Source organism: Chromobacterium sp. HL1 (genome assembly GCF_057418835.1).
On record NZ_CP162399.1, the window covers coordinates 1,643,799 to 1,659,497 of the forward strand.

15 protein-coding genes and 1 CRISPR repeat array are annotated in these 15,699 nt (G+C 65.3%); of the genes, 5 read left to right on the plus strand and 10 right to left on the minus strand.

The features are described from left to right. Nucleotides 1-2: 2 nt before the first annotated feature. The 3 genes from cas1e to AB1Z25_RS07695 all read left to right on the plus strand — a co-directional run bounded on the left by cas1e (nt 3) and on the right by AB1Z25_RS07695 (nt 3,581). Nucleotides 3-920 carry a type I-E CRISPR-associated endonuclease Cas1e gene (cas1e, locus tag AB1Z25_RS07685; RefSeq protein WP_486636941.1) on the plus strand — a complete coding sequence of 306 codons (918 nt, stop codon included), beginning with the start codon at nt 3-5 and terminating at the stop codon, nt 918-920. After that, nucleotides 901-1,236 (plus strand): type I-E CRISPR-associated endoribonuclease Cas2e, encoded by a 336-nt coding sequence (gene cas2e, locus AB1Z25_RS07690; protein ID WP_486636942.1) that lies wholly within the window; start codon nt 901-903, stop codon nt 1,234-1,236. The genes cas1e and cas2e overlap by 20 nt, the downstream gene beginning before the upstream one ends. Nucleotides 1,237-1,305: 69 nt before the next feature. Beyond that, nucleotides 1,306-2,678: direct repeats of the CRISPR family, unit length 29 nt; unit sequence GTGTTCCCCACGGGTGTGGGGATGAACCG. A gap of 699 nt (nt 2,679-3,377) precedes the next feature. After that, entirely contained in the window at nt 3,378-3,581 is a 204-nt protein-coding gene (locus tag AB1Z25_RS07695) for a cold-shock protein (RefSeq protein WP_107799522.1), read from the plus strand. A 213-nt stretch (nt 3,582-3,794) separates the two neighbouring features. On the opposite strand, the gene AB1Z25_RS07700 is transcribed toward AB1Z25_RS07695, so the two are convergent. The 7 genes from AB1Z25_RS07700 to AB1Z25_RS07730 all read right to left on the minus strand — a co-directional run bounded on the left by AB1Z25_RS07700 (nt 3,795) and on the right by AB1Z25_RS07730 (nt 9,648). After that, a complete protein-coding gene (locus AB1Z25_RS07700; protein ID WP_486636943.1) occupies nt 3,795-4,232 on the minus strand; it encodes a hypothetical protein in 438 nt (145 codons plus the stop codon). Between the two features lie 425 nt (nt 4,233-4,657). Beyond that, a complete protein-coding gene (locus AB1Z25_RS07705) occupies nt 4,658-4,828 on the minus strand; it encodes a hypothetical protein (RefSeq protein ID WP_486636944.1) in 171 nt (56 codons plus the stop codon). A 350-nt stretch (nt 4,829-5,178) separates the two neighbouring features. Continuing rightward, nucleotides 5,179-6,024 (minus strand): aminoglycoside 6-adenylyltransferase, encoded by an 846-nt coding sequence (locus AB1Z25_RS07710; RefSeq protein ID WP_486636945.1) that lies wholly within the window; start codon nt 6,022-6,024, stop codon nt 5,179-5,181. 78 nt (nt 6,025-6,102) lie between these two features. Continuing rightward, nucleotides 6,103-7,275, minus strand: coding sequence for an acetylornithine deacetylase (gene argE, locus AB1Z25_RS07715; RefSeq protein WP_486636946.1), 1,173 nt, complete (start codon nt 7,273-7,275; stop codon nt 6,103-6,105). Beyond that, complete coding sequence (locus tag AB1Z25_RS07720; RefSeq protein ID WP_486636947.1) at nt 7,275-7,949, minus strand: DUF1028 domain-containing protein; 675 nt, start codon at nt 7,947-7,949, stop codon at nt 7,275-7,277. Before AB1Z25_RS07720 ends, argE begins: the two co-directional genes overlap by 1 nt. After that, on the minus strand, nt 7,946-8,368 hold the full coding sequence (locus AB1Z25_RS07725; RefSeq protein ID WP_107799515.1) for a RidA family protein: 423 nt from the start codon (nt 8,366-8,368) through the stop codon (nt 7,946-7,948). The genes AB1Z25_RS07720 and AB1Z25_RS07725 overlap by 4 nt, the downstream gene beginning before the upstream one ends. Nucleotides 8,369-8,379: 11 nt before the next feature. Next, nucleotides 8,380-9,648: a flavin-containing monooxygenase gene (locus tag AB1Z25_RS07730; protein ID WP_486636948.1), complete on the minus strand. Its 1,269-nt coding sequence runs from the start codon at nt 9,646-9,648 to the stop codon at nt 8,380-8,382. Between the two features lie 97 nt (nt 9,649-9,745). Here AB1Z25_RS07730 and AB1Z25_RS07735 point away from each other — a divergent pair, with 97 nt between their 5' ends. Together AB1Z25_RS07735 and AB1Z25_RS07740 are read left to right on the plus strand one after the other, a co-directional pair. Next, a complete protein-coding gene (locus AB1Z25_RS07735; RefSeq protein ID WP_486636949.1) occupies nt 9,746-10,705 on the plus strand; it encodes a LysR family transcriptional regulator in 960 nt (319 codons plus the stop codon). 181 nt (nt 10,706-10,886) lie between these two features. Then, the gene (locus tag AB1Z25_RS07740) at nt 10,887-11,141 is read left to right on the plus strand and encodes a type II toxin -antitoxin system TacA 1-like antitoxin (RefSeq protein ID WP_486636950.1); all 255 of its coding nucleotides are present in this window, start codon (nt 10,887-10,889) and stop codon (nt 11,139-11,141) included. 89 nt (nt 11,142-11,230) lie between these two features. Here the strand turns inward: AB1Z25_RS07740 and AB1Z25_RS07745 are convergent, their stop codons facing one another. Genes AB1Z25_RS07745 through AB1Z25_RS07755 form a run of 3 tightly spaced genes read right to left on the minus strand, consistent with a single transcriptional unit; the run spans nt 11,231 to nt 15,618 of the window. Further along, nucleotides 11,231-12,613: an aspartate aminotransferase family protein gene (locus AB1Z25_RS07745; protein ID WP_486636951.1), complete on the minus strand. Its 1,383-nt coding sequence runs from the start codon at nt 12,611-12,613 to the stop codon at nt 11,231-11,233. A gap of 54 nt (nt 12,614-12,667) precedes the next feature. After that, nucleotides 12,668-14,074, minus strand: a complete 1,407-nt coding sequence (locus AB1Z25_RS07750) for an APC family permease (RefSeq protein WP_486636952.1) — start codon at nt 14,072-14,074, stop codon at nt 12,668-12,670. A gap of 44 nt (nt 14,075-14,118) precedes the next feature. Further along, complete coding sequence (locus AB1Z25_RS07755) at nt 14,119-15,618, minus strand: aldehyde dehydrogenase (protein WP_486636953.1); 1,500 nt, start codon at nt 15,616-15,618, stop codon at nt 14,119-14,121. Nucleotides 15,619-15,699 lie beyond the last annotated feature (81 nt).

A 15,699-nucleotide genomic window follows, 5' to 3' on the forward strand; every position in this document is an offset into this window, starting at 1 on the left:
CGATGGCGCAATGGCTGCCGCCGCTCAAGCCGCTCCCCATCAAGGAGCGGCTGTCGGTGCTGTTTGTCGAACGCTGTCAGTTGGACGTGCTGGACGGCGCCTTTGTCGCCGTGGACGCGGGCGGCGTGCGCACCCACATCCCGGTGGGCGGCGTGGCCTGCCTGATGCTGGAACCCGGCGTCCGCGCCTCCCACGCCGCCTGCAAGCTGGCAGCCCAAGTGGGCACGCTGCTGGTGTGGGTGGGCGAGGCCGGCGTCCGGCTCTATTCCGCCGGCCAGCCCGGCGGCGCGCGGGCCGATCGCCTGCTCTATCAGGCCCGGCTGGCGCTGGACGACGACGCCCGGCTCAAAGTGGTGCGGGAAATGTACCGCCGCCGGTTTGGAGAGGAACCGCCGCAACGGCGCAGCGTGGAGCAATTGCGCGGCATTGAAGGCGCGCGGGTGCGCGCCCTATACCAGCAACTGGCCCAGCACTATGGCGTGAAATGGCGGGCGCGCAATTACGACCGTGAAGACTGGGACCAGGCCGATGTCCCCAACCGCTGCCTGTCGGCCGCCACCGCCTGCCTGTATGGCGTGGCCGAAGCGGCGGTGCTGGCCGCCGGCTACGCTCCCGCCATCGGCTTCATCCACAGCGGCAAGCCGCTGTCCTTCGTATACGATGTGGCCGACATCTACAAATTTGAAACCGTGGCGCCGGTGGCGTTTGCGGTGGCGGCCAAGCCGTCGGCAAATGTGGAGCGGGAAGTGAGGCAGCGCTGCCGCGACATGTTCCGCAAAACCAGGCTGTTGGAGCGCATCATCCCGGACATTGAAACGCTGCTGGCGGCCGGTGGTCTGGACGCGCTGCAGCAGCAGGGCGTGGTGGAAGCCGCTTTCCCTGAGGAGGAAGGGTTGGGAGATGCTGGTCATCGTACTTGAAAACGCTCCCCCCAGACTGCGCGGCCGGCTGGCCATCTGGCTGCTGGAAATCCGCGCCGGCGTTTATGTGGGCGCTTACAATCGCAAGATTCGCGACTACTTGTGGCAGCAAGTGGAAACCGGGCTGGAAGACGGCAATGCCGTCATGGCCTGGCAAACCGTCAATGAAGCCGGCTTCGATTTTGTCACCCTGGGCGTCAACCGCCGCATGCCGGTGGCTTTCGACGGCGCACAGCTGGTTTCTTTTCTACCTCTGCCAACCGATGACGCCGTCGAGGCATCGGCCTCATTTCCCGCACCGCGAGAACCCGGCTAGCAAGCGATAAAAGTTGGTGGCTTTTTGGGTGTCATTTTTCGTATTTAAAATCAATCTCTTGTAAATGGTGTGTTCCCCACGGGTGTGGGGATGAACCGGATGGAACAATAATTCTTGGCGCGCTGATTGGGTGTTCCCCACGGGTGTGGGGATGAACCGACAATTTGGAAGTTACGGCATCGTCCTTTTGCGTGTTCCCCACGGGTGTGGGGATGAACCGGTCTTACCGCGCTGCGCATCACGCCAGCGGATGTGTTCCCCACGGGTGTGGGGATGAACCGCTGGGGCAGAGCCGGCACCAACTACAACACTAGTGTTCCCCACGGGTGTGGGGATGAACCGATTTTGATTGGTTTTGCGCCGCTGTTTCGCTGGTGTTCCCCACGGGTGTGGGGATGAACCGACCTGGGCGACGCCTCTTGGGATATCCAGCACGTGTTCCCCACGGGTGTGGGGATGAACCGCCGATCCGGTTCATGGAGCCGATGGGCGGCGTGGTGTTCCCCACGGGTGTGGGGATGAACCGTCACCGCCATGCCTAACCTCTCTTCAATGTGAGTGTTCCCCACGGGTGTGGGGATGAACCGTTGGTAGCAGACCAAGAAAGAGGCCCTCGGGTGTGTTCCCCACGGGTGTGGGGATGAACCGCCCCAAGCTGTGTTGGTGAATGCGCAGGCTGAGTGTTCCCCACGGGTGTGGGGATGAACCGCTGGTGTCAGTCGTGGCCTGATCGGCGATCTTGTGTTCCCCACGGGTGTGGGGATGAACCGAGCGTGGTGATGAGCCGCGCTATCGCGCTGTGGTGTTCCCCACGGGTGTGGGGATGAACCGAAATTTGGATTATCAATCGCCGCATGTCTGACGTGTTCCCCACGGGTGTGGGGATGAACCGCAACAGTTTTGAATTTGCCAGAGCAGACAGATGTGTTCCCCACGGGTGTGGGGATGAACCGCTGGCGCTGTTGCTGGGTTGTTTGCTCTTGCGGTGTTCCCCACGGGTGTGGGGATGAACCGTAGTGCGCAACCATATTGCGAAAGTCGGTCACGGGTTCCCCACGGGTGTGGGGATGAACCGTTGCCGCAGGCGGCCCAAGCTACAGATCGACCGTGTTCCCCACGGGTGTGGGGATGAACCTCGGGACACAGGAAAAGGCCCGTGTCGCGGTCCGTGTTCCCCACGGGTGTGGGGATGAACCGACAACTTAATCATGCTTACTTTGATAACGGGTGTGTTCCCCACGGGTGTGGGGATGAACCGCCCGGCTTGAGTTTCAGGAGGCTGAAATGAATGTGTTCCCCACGGGTGTGGGGATGAACCGGAGGTCACACCGTCTTTGACGGTCTGGAACAGCGTGTTCCCCACGGGTGTGGGGATGAACCGGTTTCGATGCGGTCGCGCTTGGGGTTGTCGATGTGTTCCCCACGGGTGTGGGGCTGAACCGCCGCCATTGCCGCTGCCCTGCTCGCCGTCCTTGTGTTCCCCACGGGTGTGGGGTGACGCGTTCGCCGTAGTAAAGGAGGAAGCACCGCGCAGGCAGGACGCCACTTCCTGCGTGGGCACTCCTCTGAAGGCTTGCCATACGTACAGGCGAATTTCACGTATTCCTGCACGGTGCTTAATCATTATTGAGTGAAAACCGTTTTGGAATCAAAGCGGTTAGCAATGGGGCCTGGCAATCTCTGGAGCAACTGGTGTGCAGTGAGGCCAAAGCCTGTGGTTGGCGTTGCTGGCTTTGGTATCGGAATGAACCGGACTTGCCAGATGACCTCTCTGAGCAACTGATGTGTTCCCCACGGGGTGGGGGTGAACCGCCCCCGCGTGTCAGCAGGCCGGCTGCCGCCCAGTGTTTCCCACGGTTGTGGGGATGAAGCCATGCCCACATCTAGCAAACCCAGCGCGGTTTGTCTTTGGCTACTGCTCGCTTTTTGGCAACAAATTCCTGCTCAAATTGCAAAATTCAAATATTGCTATTGACCAAGCCGGTGTTTTGCGAGTATTCTTGTCGCGATTTTCAAGCGCTATATCTATCGATACCTCAGTTGTCCATACAAGTTGGTCTGCTTTGTTTCCTTATCTATTCCTTGACTATCATGCTTTCAGGCAATTTATTGCCCTTAATCTGAACACCAAGGAGTGAATTATGGAAACTGGTATCGTTAAATTTTTCAATGACGCAAAAGGTTTTGGCTTTATTACCCCGGACAATGGCGGCGATGATCTTTTCGCTCACTTTTCCGAAATTCGCGCAGACGGCTTCAAGTCCCTGCATGAAGGTCAAAAAGTAAGCTACACCCGAGCAATGGGCCAGAAAGGCCCGGCTGCAACCGCGATCCAGCCGCTCTAAGCATTATCGCTGCAATAAAAAAGCCCCGTATGGGGCTTTTTGCGTATGCATAGATGTCGAGCAAATGAAAAAGCCGGTCTTAAAGACCGGCTTTTTTTATTGCTCAGCAGCAATGTGCGTATCGGCGAGCTAGCTGTCGCATGGCCGTTGGATGCTTGTTTGGGCAGGACGCCGTGTAAGCCCATGCCCCCGGCTCCCGCCGGGGGCCTCCCTTTACGGACTCTTCTTCAACACCTGTCGCTCCAGCAAGGAGCGCTCCACCTGCGCGTCCATCATCCGGTGCTGATGGTCGGTGTAGGCGTAGACATTCATCCGCCTTGCGCTGAGCGAGATCAGCCGCTCAAGGTGGTTGAAAAAGCCCAGCCAGTAGCCGCGCTGCTCGGTGCGGCTGAAGTCGATGTCGCGGGCGATGCGGCTGAGCAGGCCCTGGCCCACGTAAGCCGGGTTGTCCTTGAGCCATTGCAGCAGATGGGCGGCGCATTCCCGGCCGTAGGCCTGGGCCTGGGCGGGGGTGGCCGGCGCGGACGGCATGTGCCAGTAATGCGGGTAGGTGCGTCCGGGAAGGTAGCTGACGAAGGGCAGCAGGATTTCCTGGGTTTCTAGGGCCGGGGTGCGGTAGCGCCGTCGGCGCGGAAAGAGAGATTGCGGCATGTCGTTACTCCTGCGATGAAACAAGATTAACAAGCTGCCTATCCAGGAATGGATTTGGCAGGCGCGTGATGGGATTGGCATTACCGGCACGTCAACGGCGAGCGCATAGCGCTCTCCCACCATGCACCTGCCGTCAGGTCATGGCAAAACACAAGCATGTACGTGAACGTACATGCCTGCTGTTGACGCGCTGCGAGATGCCAATCTCGGTGCCGTTTTTTGCGGCACGCGGGGATTGTCGCCGACTATGCGGGCAGGGTCAAGGCGTGGTGGTCGCGGGTTTGTGCCGGCGCGTGATTCAAGCCGCAGGTGTCGGTTTCCACTGCTTCCGGCGCGGGCGGCCACTTGGCTGTGCAACTGCAAGATGGCGTGGAGGATGCGTTTGGCGTCGGCTGCGTCGAAGCGGCCAATTGGGACAGAGCTTGTTATTCGCTATCCGCCTGCTCATCAGGGCGTGGTTGCGGTTGCGGCGTCATCACCGGCTTAGCCTGCCGGCGATCAACCTTCTCCACCTCGTCCTGAGGCGGCGATGCTTCTTTGTTCTCTCTCTTGAACATATCGGGCGGGTTTGGCATCCGCATCAGTTGTTGCTGCATGCGCAAACTGTCCGTCATGGCCTTGTGTATTTGGGTAAAAGCCGGGTGAGAGGGGGAGAGTGAATCCGCGGAGACCGCCGCGCTATATAGCGCTAGCGGCAGCAGAAGGGCGTGGATACGCATCTTGTTCCTGACAAAGTATCTGGCCGCGGGGGACGCGGCGCTTGGCTGTATGGCTTGGCTGGCGCGCTTCCGCTGCGAGGAGGCGCGTGGCTGGACTGAAGACAGGCGGACGGAAGCGAACGCCTGAAAGATAGAGGATTCTATCTAACCATGGCCAAAGGTCAATCCCAACAAACAATCCCCGCCTGGCGCGGCGCGTGGGAGGGGGGCATCGTGGGATCGTTGCTTTACGCCGGCGCGCGGATCAAGTCGCGGATGCCGGCTTCCACCGCTGCCGGGTAGTCAAAGCCGGCGCGGGCGGCCACTTCGCGAGCCACTTGGCTGTATAGCCGCAGCGTGGCGTGGAAGGCGCGTTCGGCGTCGGCGGCGTCGAAGCGGCCAAAGGCTTGATGCAGCGCCTGCCAGTGTTCAGGCTCGGCCCAGTGTTGCAGCCGGGTGCCGATATGCCAGCAGTCCGCCGCCATGCCGGGGCGGCTATGGGCGTGCCATTCCAGCATTTCCAGCAGCAGTTCCTTCATGGTCCAGTCGCGGAGTTTGACGACGAACAGCTCGCCGCGCGCCAGGTATGTGGGGATGTGAAAGGCCTCGAACCAGAATTCCTCCACCCGTTCGCGGAAGCGCTCCTCGCTGGGTAGGGCCGGCGCGGTGGGGCGGCTTTGCGGCGCGGACAGGCCTTGGGCCGCGCCGGTTTTGTCCAGCAGCACGCGGTAGCCGCGCTGGTACAGCGGGTCCAGCCCATGCTCGCGCATGGCGTGCAGCCGGGCGGGGCCGGCCAGGGTGAAGTCGATTTTGACGCCGTCGCCGTAGATGGCCAGGCGGGTGGGCCAGGCTTGGCCTTCGCCCAGGCGCAGCACGGTGAGCAGGGGGCCGATGTCGCGCAGCCAGCCGTCGTCCGCGGCCAGCGCTGCCGGGTTCGGGCCGATGATTTCCAGGTCCAGATCGGAATGGATGTCGGCGCTGCCATCATCGCGGGCAAAGGAGCCGGTGAGGATCAGCGCGTCCACGTCCGGGCGGCTGTGCGCCCAGGCGATGGCGGCGTTCAGACGCTGGGCCTGTGGGGTATCGGGGTTCATGCGGGGCTTTCCGGAACGGGATGTAAGCGTGGTAGGCCCCCGCAAGCGCAGGAAGGTTCCGACGCGGCCAGATTAGGGTCAGGGCACGGGCTCGCTCAGCCGCCGCCGCAGGGCGTCGAGCAGCTTGTCGCAGGCGCTCAGTTGTTCCAGCGCCAGCCATTCGTCCGGCTGGTGCGCCTGGGCGATGCTGCCGGGGCCCAGCACCACGGCGGGGATGCCGGCTTGCTGGGAGAACAGCCCGGCTTCGGTGCCGAAGGAAACCTTGGCCGGCGCGCGGGCGTCGCCCAGCAGCGATTGCGCGAAGCGCACCACGTCGGCGTCCGGTGCGGTGAGCAGGCCGGGGTAGGCGCTGCGTTCGGTGAAGACGATGTCGGCGTCGGGGTCCACCGCGCGCATGGCGGGCAGCAGTTGTTGGCGGGCAAAGTCCATGATGGCGTTCAGCAGCGTTTGCGGCTCGTCTTCCGGCAGGTGGCGGATTTCAAATTCGAACTCGCCGTGCTCGGGGATGATATTGAGCGCGGTGCCGCCGCGCATGGCGCCCACGTGCAGGGTGGTGTGGGGCGCGGGGTAGAGCGGGTCGAACGGGCCTTCCTCCGCGCGCCGGCGCGCCAGTTGGCGGATGAAGACGATGAGTTCCGCCGCGTATTCCACGGCATTGACGCCGGCCTGGGGCAGGCTGGAATGGCCGGCCTTGCCGCGCAGGCGCACATGGTAGGCGAGCTTGCCCTTGTGGGCGGCCACCACGCGCATGAGGGTGGGTTCGCCGACGATGGCCATTCTGGGGAGAGCCGGCAGCCCGCCCAGCACGTCCAGCAGCCGGCGCACGCCGATGCAGCCGATTTCTTCGTCGTAGCTCAGCGCGATGTGCAGCGGGGTGCAGAGCCCGGCGGCGGCGAAGTCCGGCACGGCGGCCAGCACGGCGGCGATGAAGCCTTTCATGTCGGCGCTGCCGCGGCCGTAGGCGCGCTGCTTCCGTATTTGGAGGCGGAAGGGATCGCCGTTCCAGGCTTGGCCGTCCACCGGCACCACGTCGGTGTGGCCGGCCAGCATCACGCCGCCCCGGTCCGCGGGGCCGATGGTGGCGTAGAGGTTGGCCTTGCCGCCGTCTTCGCTGCGGATCAGCTGGCTGGAGATGCCCCAGCCGGCCAGGTAGTCGCGCACGAAGTGGATCAGTTCCAGGTTGGAGCGGTGGCTGACGGTGTCGAAGCCGACCAGCCGCTCCAGCATGGCCAACGAGCTGTAGCGTTGCATCATGGGTCTCCCGCCACGCCGTAGCTGGGCGCATGCTGCGGGGTCAGCGCCCGGGCAAGATAGGCGTCCATCTGCGGCTGGTAGCGGCGCCATAGCTCGGCCAGTTCCGCCACCGGCTGACCGTCGCTCCAGTCTATGCGCAGATTGATGGCCGGCCATGCGGTATCGGCTGTGGCCAGCAGGCCGGCGGAATGGATGGGGCCGGCTTCTCCGCCGGCGTCCACCGCGGCTTGCAGCGCCGCCAGCAGGCGTTCCGGCAGGCCGCCGCCGGCGGCTTCGTAGGCGGCCACCATGGCTTGGGGCAGCTCGGCCGTGGCCAGCAGGTTGCCGCCGGCGGCGCAGTCGCGGCCAATGGCGGCGCCATGCAGGCCCAGCGCGTGCCGGCCAGTGATGACTTGCGGGCGGCCTTGAAGCGGGGCCAGCACCAGTTGCCGCCACTCCAGGTGAGGGTCCGCCGCCAGCAGGCCGGCGCGCAGCGCTTCGTCCGCGCCGCCCGTCGCCATCCGTTCCAGCGCCAGCGGGCCCAGCAGCGGGTTGCTGACGTTCTGGCTCAGCGCGGCGCCCACGCCGGCGCGCACATGGGCGCAACGGCTGGCCACGCAGATGCTGGAGGAGGCGATGGCGACGCCCACCATGCCGCTGTCCCGGCAGCGGGCCGCGATGGAGAAGGTCATCGGCGGCGCTCCTCGGGGATGACGGCGGTAACGTCGATTTCCACCAGCCATTCCGGGCGCGCCAGCGCCGACACCACCAGGCCGGTGGACACCGGGTAGACGCCTTTCAGCCATCGGCCCACCACTAGATAAACGGCTTCGCGGTAGCGCGGGTCGGTGAGGTAGATCACGATCTTGCAGATGTCGCCCAGCTCGCTGCCGGCTTCTTCCAGCAGCAGTTTCACATTGGCCATCGCTTGTTCGGCCTGGGCGGCCACGTCGCCTATGCCTACGGATTCGCGGCTGTCCAGGTCCTGGCCGATCTGGCCGCGCAGGAAGACGAGATTGCCGGCCACCACGGCCTGACACAGATCATTGTCCAGATTTTGCTCCGGATAGGTTTGCCGGGTGTTGAACGGGCGGATGCGGGTGTGGGTCATGGCGGGCTCCGTTAGGGCTGTGCGCGCTGGCCGGCGTCGCGGTAGGCGGCGTATTGGCGCTGGGTGGCGATGTGGTCGGCAATGAAGCGGGCGTCGTGCCATACCCCCCAGAGGAAGGAGGAGCCGCGGTGAGACAGCCAGGGCAGGCCCAGGAAATAGACGCCCGGCTCGCTGGACACGCCGCGCAGGTGTTGCGGCTGGCCTTGTTCGTTGAAGGCCGGGACTTGCAGCCAGCTGTAATCCGCGGCGTAGCCGGTGGCCCAGACGATGCTGGCGACGCCGGCCGCGGCCAGGTCCAGCTCAAGGATGGGGCGGGTCACGCATTCCGGGTCCGGCGGTATATGGCGCGCGGCCGGCTCCTCCGGCAGGTCCAGCCGGTTGCGTTCGATATAGGCGTCCGCCGCCGCCAGCAGGGCCAGGTAGTTGGCGTCGCCGCGGGCGAGGTTGTCGGCCAGATCCGGGGCGAAACGGGCCACGCCGCGTTCAAACGCTTGGGCGCTGCCCAGCAGGGTGAGGCCTTGTTGCGCCAGCGCGCGGAAGTCCACGGTGTGGCCGCCGCGCGCGCCGCTGACGGCGATGGTGACGTGGGCGGCGTCCGGTTTGGGGGCGGTGGCGGTCCATTCGCCCAATACGCCCAGCCACCAGCAGAAGTCGCGCTGGCGGTAGGCGCGCGGCGGGCGGTTGTGCGCGCCCACGGAGAGATAGACGCGCTTGCCGGCGCTTTGCAGTTCGTCGGCGATCTGCACGCCGGAGGAGCCGGCGCCCACCACTAGCACCGCGCCCTCCGGCAGCTGTTCCGGCGCGCGGTAGTGGGCGGAGTGGATTTGCGTCAGCGCGTCGTCCTTGGGCGCGATGGCCGGGATGACTGGCTGTTGGAAGGGGCCGGTGGCGGCCACCACGCGTTCGGCCTGGAAGGCGCCGGCCGAGGTTTCCACGATGAAGCCGGACCGGTCCGGGTGGCGGCTGACTTTCAGCACCTCCACCCCGGTGCGGATGGGCGCGTTGAATTTTTGGGCGTAGGCGGCCAGGTAGTCCGCCACGCGTTCCTTGGGCGCGAAGGCGTCCGGGTCCAGGCCGGCGAATTCCAGGCCGGGAAAGCGGTCATGCCAGGCCGGGCCGTTGCAGACCAGCGAATCCCAGCGTTGGCTGCGCCAGCGTTCGGCGATGCGGTGGCGTTCCAGCACGATGTGGGGCACATCGTGGCGGCTCAGGTGTTCGCTGATGGCGATGCCGGCCTGGCCGGCGCCGATGATCAGCGTGTCTGTCGTTTCGATTGCCATCTTGACGCCTCCTGTCGCGTGCTTGACAAGGGCAGTCTACGAAGCCAGTCTGGATACGGAAAATAGTTATATCTTCTGCATTGGATAATTTTTAATTATGCAATACACCCTGAGACAATTGGCTTATCTGGTCGCCGTGGCGGATCACGGCAGCGTCACTGAGGCGGCCAAGGCGCTGCACACGTCGCAGCCCGGCGTGTCCAGCGCCATCGCCCAGCTGGAGGAGGTGTTCGGCCTGCAGCTGTTCATGCGTCACCACGCGCGCGGGGTGTCGCTGACGCCGGCCGGGCGCAGCTTCATCGCCGCCGCGCGTCAGTTGCTGAAGCAGGCGGAGGATTTGACGCCGCAAGCGCAGGAGATCAGCCAGTCCTTGCGCGGCCGGGTGACGCTGGGCTGTTTCACCACCATCGCGCCCATCTTGCTGCCGCGGCTGTTGTCCGCTTTGCGCGACGTTCACCCGGAGCTGGAGGTTGATTTGCTGGAGGGCGACGCCCGGCAGCTGCGGGAGGCGCTGGCGGACGGGCGGATCGAGCTGGCTTTGGCCTATGACCTGGGCCTGCCGGAGGGCTTGCACAAGTTGCCGCTGTCCGGCGCGCGTCCTTACGCCTTGGTGGCGGCGGATCATCCGCTGGCCGGGCGCGGCAAGGTGGCGCTGGCGGAGCTGGCGGCGGAGCCCTTGGTGCTGCTGGACCTGCCGCACAGCCGCGAGTATTTCCTGTCCTTGTTCCGGCAGCAGCGGCTGGAGCCGAAAGTGGGGCTGCGCACCATCAATTTCGAGCTGGCGCGCGGGCTGGTGGCGGCGGGTTTCGGCTACGCCTTGCTCAATTTGCGGCCGGAGGTGGACCTGGCTTACGGCGGCGGCAAGCTGGCCTGCCTGGACATTGCCGACGAGGTGCCGCGGCTGCCCATCATGCTGGCCTGGCCGCAGGCCTTGAGGCTGACGCGCAAGGCGGAGGCGGTGCGTGAGCTGTGTTTGCAATTATTGGGAGGCGCTGCCGACGAGGGACGCCCTAAGAACCTGTTCAAAGTCTGCTGCGCTTCGGCGATACGGCGTTGAAACCGAGCTCAAAATGCTCATGTACCACTTGTACATTCCGCTTTTTCGCTCGTTTCCGCCTTGTCTCGCTCTTGCTCGCGAGGCTTTGAACAGGCTCTGAGGGGACTTTGACCGTTTGTTCATCCACAAAAACACATTTGTGATAATGTGGTACTGATCTATCTATCTGGAGTAACAGGCCATGAGTCGTTTGACCATTGATGTGACCGAGCAGCAGCACCAGGCTCTCAAGGCGGCGGCCGCGTTGCAAGGTAAAACGATCAAGCAGTACGCTCTTGAGCGGCTGTTTCCTTCGGCATCCGACGAGGGCCAGGCGCTTGAAGATTTGAAAGCGCTGCTGGCCCTCCGCATGGCCGAGGCTCAGAGCGGGGAGGTGATCGACCGCAGCATCACCGATATTGCCGGAGACGCGCTGGCATCGAGCAAGCCTGTGTGAGCAGGTCTTATCTTTATTAAGTTTTTTCCAAGTTTTCAAATGAAAAGGCCAGGCAGCCGCCTGGCCTACCCGCGCGCTCATCCATCCCGCTAGCGCAGGCCCATCTCCTCCGCGGTGCGGTCCACGGCGATGCGGGTCTTGTCTATGAGTTCGTCGATCTCGCTCCGGCTGATCACCAGCGCCGGCGCCATGATCATGCGGCCAAGCGTGGAGCGTAGGATCACGCCCTCATCAAAGCCTATGCTGCGGCAGCGCCAGCTGATGTCGGTTTCGTCGGCGAAGCGCTGCCGCGTGGCTTTGTCGCGGCAGAACTGCAAGGCCGCTACCAGGCCGGCGCCCTGGATTTCGCCCACCAGCGGGTGTTGGCCAAACACCTCGCGCAGGCAGGCTTGCAGATAGGGGCCGGTGTCCGTCCTGGCGCGCTCGACCAGTCCTTCGTCTTGCAGCACGCCCAGGTTGGCCAGGGCCACGGCGGCGGCCACCGGGTGGCCGGAGTAGGTCAGGCCGTGGGCGAAGACGCCGCCTTGCTCCACCAGCGTTTCGCCGATGCGGCGCGACAGCACCAGGCCGCCCATGGGGATGTAGCCGGAGGTCAGACCCTTGGCGATGCTGAGCGTGTCCGGCTGAAAGTTGAAATGCTGGTGGGCGAACCATTCCCCGGTGCGGCCAAAGCCGCCTATCACCTCGTCGGCGCATAGCAGCACCTCGTATTGGCGGCAGATGCGCTGGATTTCCGGCCAATAGCTGTCCGGCGGAAAGATCATGCCGCCGGCGCCCTGGAAGGGTTCGGCCACGAAGGCGGCCACCTTGTCGGCGCCCAGCGCCAGAATCTTGTCTTCCAGCTCTTGCGCGCATTGACGGCCAAATGCTTCCGGACTCAGCCCGCCGCCGTGGGCGAACCAGTACGGCTCGCCGATGTGCTCCACGCCGGGGATGGGCAGGTCTCCCATCTCGTGCATGAACTTCATGCCGCCCAGGCTGGCGCTGCCCACGGTGGAGCCGTGGTAGCCGTTGTGGCGGCCGATGAAGATTTTCTTGTCCGGCTTGCCCATCACGTCCCAATAACGGCGCACGCAGCGGATCAGCAACTCGTTGGATTCGGAGCCGGAGTTGGTGTAGATCACGTGACGGTAGTCGCCGGGCAGCAGGGAGAACAGCCGCTCGGAGAGTTCGTTCACCGCCGGGTGGGTGGTGTGGAAGAACACATTGTAGTAGCTGAGCTGTTGCAGTTGCCGGGTGGCGGCGGCAATCAGCTCCTGCCGGCCGTAGCCCACCTGGGTGCACCACAGGCCGGACATGCCGTCCAGGTAGCGCTTGCCGTCGGTGTCCCACAGATACACGCCCCGGCCCTCGGCCATCACCCGCGGGCCTTCCTGGTTCAGGGCTTTCTGATCTAGAAAGGCGTTGATGTGGTGGGCGGCGTCCAGTTGCTGGTAGTCGAGGGTGCTGCGGTGGAGCGTGGAAGCGGTCATGACGGTCTCCTTGTCGGGGATGAGGCCGGGCCAGGCCCGGCGTTAGGCGTTTGGCTAGTGCCGGGTCAGCGCCTGGTCCAGCGGTTCCGGGCGGAACAGCGGTTTGCGCATCACCAGCTTGATCCACAGGACGGCGATCAAGGACACCAGGCCCAGCACGAGGCCGGCGCTGGCGAAGATGGCGGCGCTCATGTCCGGGCTGGGCGACACGTGGTAGATGGCGATCAGCATGCCGACGATGCCCAGGCATTGCGGCAGCGGATAGAGCGGGGTTTTGAAGGGGCGGTCCAGCGTGGGGTAGCGGCGGCGCAGGGCGATCACGTCCAGGTGGCAGATGATGTAGGCCAGCAGCCAGGCGATGGCCGCCGCCAGCAACAGCAGGCCTATGGTGTCGGGGTCGTCTCCCATCAGCAGCACCGGCGCGCCGGTGATCAGCGCGACGAAGAGCACCGCCACCCATGGGGTGCGGTAGCGCCGGCTCAGCTGTTTGAACTGGGGAAAGACCTGGCCGTTGCACGCCATGCCGTACAGCATGCGCGGCACCGCCGCCAGGGAGCTGTTGAGCGTGCTGCAGGTGGCGGTGAAGGCGATCACCACCACGGTCAGCTTGCCGGCCTGGCCCAGCAGCGCGGTGGCGTATTGCAGGTGCGGCAGCGGCGTGGCGGTCAGGGCGGCGCGCGGCAGGTGGTAGAGCGCGCCCACGCAGTACAGGGCGATGGTGATGAAGATCACGCTGAGGCCCAGCATCATCGCCAGCGGGATGTCGCGTTGCGGGCGGCGGCTTTCCTCCACCAGCGGGCAGGTGAATTCCGCGCCGACAAAGCCCCAGATCGCCAGCGCTCCCAGCGTCAGCACGCCGGCGCCCAGCGGGTTCCAGTCGCTGTTGGCGGCCAGGGCCAGCGCCGGCGGGCCGCCGCCGCTCAGCGCGGTGGTGCCCAGCGCCAGCAGCGCGACGATCATCACCAGGGCCAGCGCCGATTGCAGGCGGGCGAACACATCGATGCCCAGCAGATTGAGCAGGGTGAAGATCAGCAGCACGCCGTAGGCGACGCCGTTGAGGGGAAAGACGCCGGGGTAGACCTGGTTGACGATGCGGTCGAGCAGCAGGAGTTCGGCCGACAGCGCGAACATCGCCACCACCACATAGCCGGAAAAGGTGGCCAGGATGGCGGGGAACTGGCCCAGGGCCACCTCGGTGTAGCTGCTGAGGCTGCCGGCGCGGGGGATCATCAGCGCCAGCTCGGAGAAGGATACGGCGTAGCAGAGCGCCAGCAGGAAGGCCAGGCTCAGCGGGATCAGAAAGCCGATGCCGGCCATGCCGGCGCCTTGCAGCATCAGCACCATCACGCCTTGGGATACGACGAGGCCGATGGCGACGGCGAGCAGCGGGGCGAGTCCCAGGCTGGCGCGAAAAAGGGCGGGGGCCGGCGGCGGAGCAAGGTGGGTTTGCGGTGTGCGCATGGTGGGTCTCCTACTATCTTATTGTGTTGACAGCGAGGCGGCGGCTACTCGTTTTGCCATTGCACCCAGGTGGTTTTGAGGTGGGTGTAGTGGTCGATGGCGTGTAGGGACAGGTCGCGGCCAAAGCCGGACTGCTTGCAGCCGCCAAACGGCAGGCCGGGGTCCAGCGCGTCCACGGTGTTGACCGAGACGGTGCCGGCGCGTAGCCGGCGCGCCACGCGGTGGGCGCGCGACAGGTCCCGGGTCCACACCGAGGCGGCCAAGCCGTAAGGGCTGTCGTTGGCGATGGCCACGGCCTCGGCTTCGCTGTCGAAGGGCATCACCGCCAACACCGGGCCGAAGACTTCCTCGCGCGCCAGCGCCATGTCCGGGCGGACATCGGTGAAGACGGTGGGGCGGATGTAGCAGTCGCCGCCGTCCAGGCTGAAGCGCTCGCCGCCGCACAGCAGGCGGGCGCCTTGGCGGCGGGCTTGGTCGATGTGGGCTATGATGCGCTCCGCCTGGCGGGCGTCGACGATGCAGCCGCTGCGGGTGGCCGGATCCAGCGGGTTGCCCGGTTGCAGCGCGGCCGCCTCGCGCAGCAGGCGTTCCAGGAAGACGTCTTGAATGGAGCGTTGCAGCAAGAGCCGCGAGTTGGCCGAGCACACCTGGCCCTGATTGAAGAAAACGCCGAAGGCGGCGCGCCGGGCGGCGGCGTCCAGGTCGCAGTCGTCGAACACCAGATTGGGGCTTTTGCCGCCGCACTCCAGCGCCACTCTTTTCATATTGGAGTCCGCCGCGTAGCGCAGAAAGGCTTTGCCCACTTCGCTGGAGCCGGTGAAGCTCAGGCAATCCACGTCCGGGTGCAGGCCCAGCGGCCGCCCCACCTCATCGCCGTAGCCCGGCAAGACGTTGAGCACGCCGTCCGGCAGGCCGGCCTCTTGGGCCAGTTGGGCCAGGCGTAAGGCCGACAGCGGGGATTGCTCGGCCGGCTTCAGGATCACGCTATTGCCGGCCATCAGCGCCGGCGCCAGCTTCCACGCGGCCATGTCCAGCGGGAAATTCCACGGGATCACCGCCGCCGCCACGCCCAGCGGTTCCCGGGTGATCAGGGCCAGCGCGTCGTCGGCGCCGGGGGCGGCCTCGCCGTACAGCTTGTCGGCGGCTTCGGCGTACCAGTCGAACACGCCGGCGGCGCCCGGCACATCGATATGGAGCGCATCGGCAATGGGCTTGCCGATGTCCAGGCAGTCCAGCAGCGCCAGTTCGTCGCCATGCCGGCGGATCAGCACCGCCAGTTTTTGCAGCACGGTCTTGCGCTGGCGCGGGTGACAGCGCGACCAGAGGCCGGATTCGAAGCTGGCGCGGGCGGCCCGCGCCGCTCGCTCGACATCGGCCTCGCCGCAGCGGGCGATCTCGGCCAGGGGCCGGCCATGGATGGGGCTGGTGTCGGTGAAGGTGCGCCGGTCGGCGGCGGGCACGAAGCGGCCGTTGATGAAGGCGAGGCAAGGCGGGCGCAAATCGGCGGCGCGGCCTTGCCAGTAGGCCAGATCCTGCATGGGCATGGCGATCACTCCTGTTCAGGCGGCGCGACGGGGTGGGGGAAGCGCTCACATCACGGCTGGTCTTGTCGCGCAGGCTGGAGC

Bases quoted from the DNA above. Each gene is read 5' to 3' on its own strand.
- cas1e (WP_486636941.1), top strand. From the start codon at position 3: ATGGCGCAATGGCTGCCGCCGCTCAAGCCGCTCCCCATCAAGGAGCGG.
- cas2e (WP_486636942.1), top strand. From the start codon at position 901: ATGCTGGTCATCGTACTTGAAAACGCTCCCCCCAGACTGCGCGGCCGG.
- AB1Z25_RS07695 (WP_107799522.1), top strand. From the start codon at position 3,378: ATGGAAACTGGTATCGTTAAATTTTTCAATGACGCAAAAGGTTTTGGC.
- AB1Z25_RS07700 (WP_486636943.1), bottom strand. From the start codon at position 4,232: ATGCCGCAATCTCTCTTTCCGCGCCGACGGCGCTACCGCACCCCGGCC.
- AB1Z25_RS07705 (WP_486636944.1), bottom strand. From the start codon at position 4,828: ATGCAGCAACAACTGATGCGGATGCCAAACCCGCCCGATATGTTCAAG.
- AB1Z25_RS07710 (WP_486636945.1), bottom strand. From the start codon at position 6,024: ATGAACCCCGATACCCCACAGGCCCAGCGTCTGAACGCCGCCATCGCC.
- argE (WP_486636946.1), bottom strand. From the start codon at position 7,275: ATGCAACGCTACAGCTCGTTGGCCATGCTGGAGCGGCTGGTCGGCTTC.
- AB1Z25_RS07720 (WP_486636947.1), bottom strand. From the start codon at position 7,949: ATGACCTTCTCCATCGCGGCCCGCTGCCGGGACAGCGGCATGGTGGGC.
- AB1Z25_RS07725 (WP_107799515.1), bottom strand. From the start codon at position 8,368: ATGACCCACACCCGCATCCGCCCGTTCAACACCCGGCAAACCTATCCG.
- AB1Z25_RS07730 (WP_486636948.1), bottom strand. From the start codon at position 9,648: ATGGCAATCGAAACGACAGACACGCTGATCATCGGCGCCGGCCAGGCC.
- AB1Z25_RS07735 (WP_486636949.1), top strand. From the start codon at position 9,746: ATGCAATACACCCTGAGACAATTGGCTTATCTGGTCGCCGTGGCGGAT.
- AB1Z25_RS07740 (WP_486636950.1), top strand. From the start codon at position 10,887: ATGAGTCGTTTGACCATTGATGTGACCGAGCAGCAGCACCAGGCTCTC.
- AB1Z25_RS07745 (WP_486636951.1), bottom strand. From the start codon at position 12,613: ATGACCGCTTCCACGCTCCACCGCAGCACCCTCGACTACCAGCAACTG.
- AB1Z25_RS07750 (WP_486636952.1), bottom strand. From the start codon at position 14,074: ATGCGCACACCGCAAACCCACCTTGCTCCGCCGCCGGCCCCCGCCCTT.
- AB1Z25_RS07755 (WP_486636953.1), bottom strand. From the start codon at position 15,618: ATGCCCATGCAGGATCTGGCCTACTGGCAAGGCCGCGCCGCCGATTTG.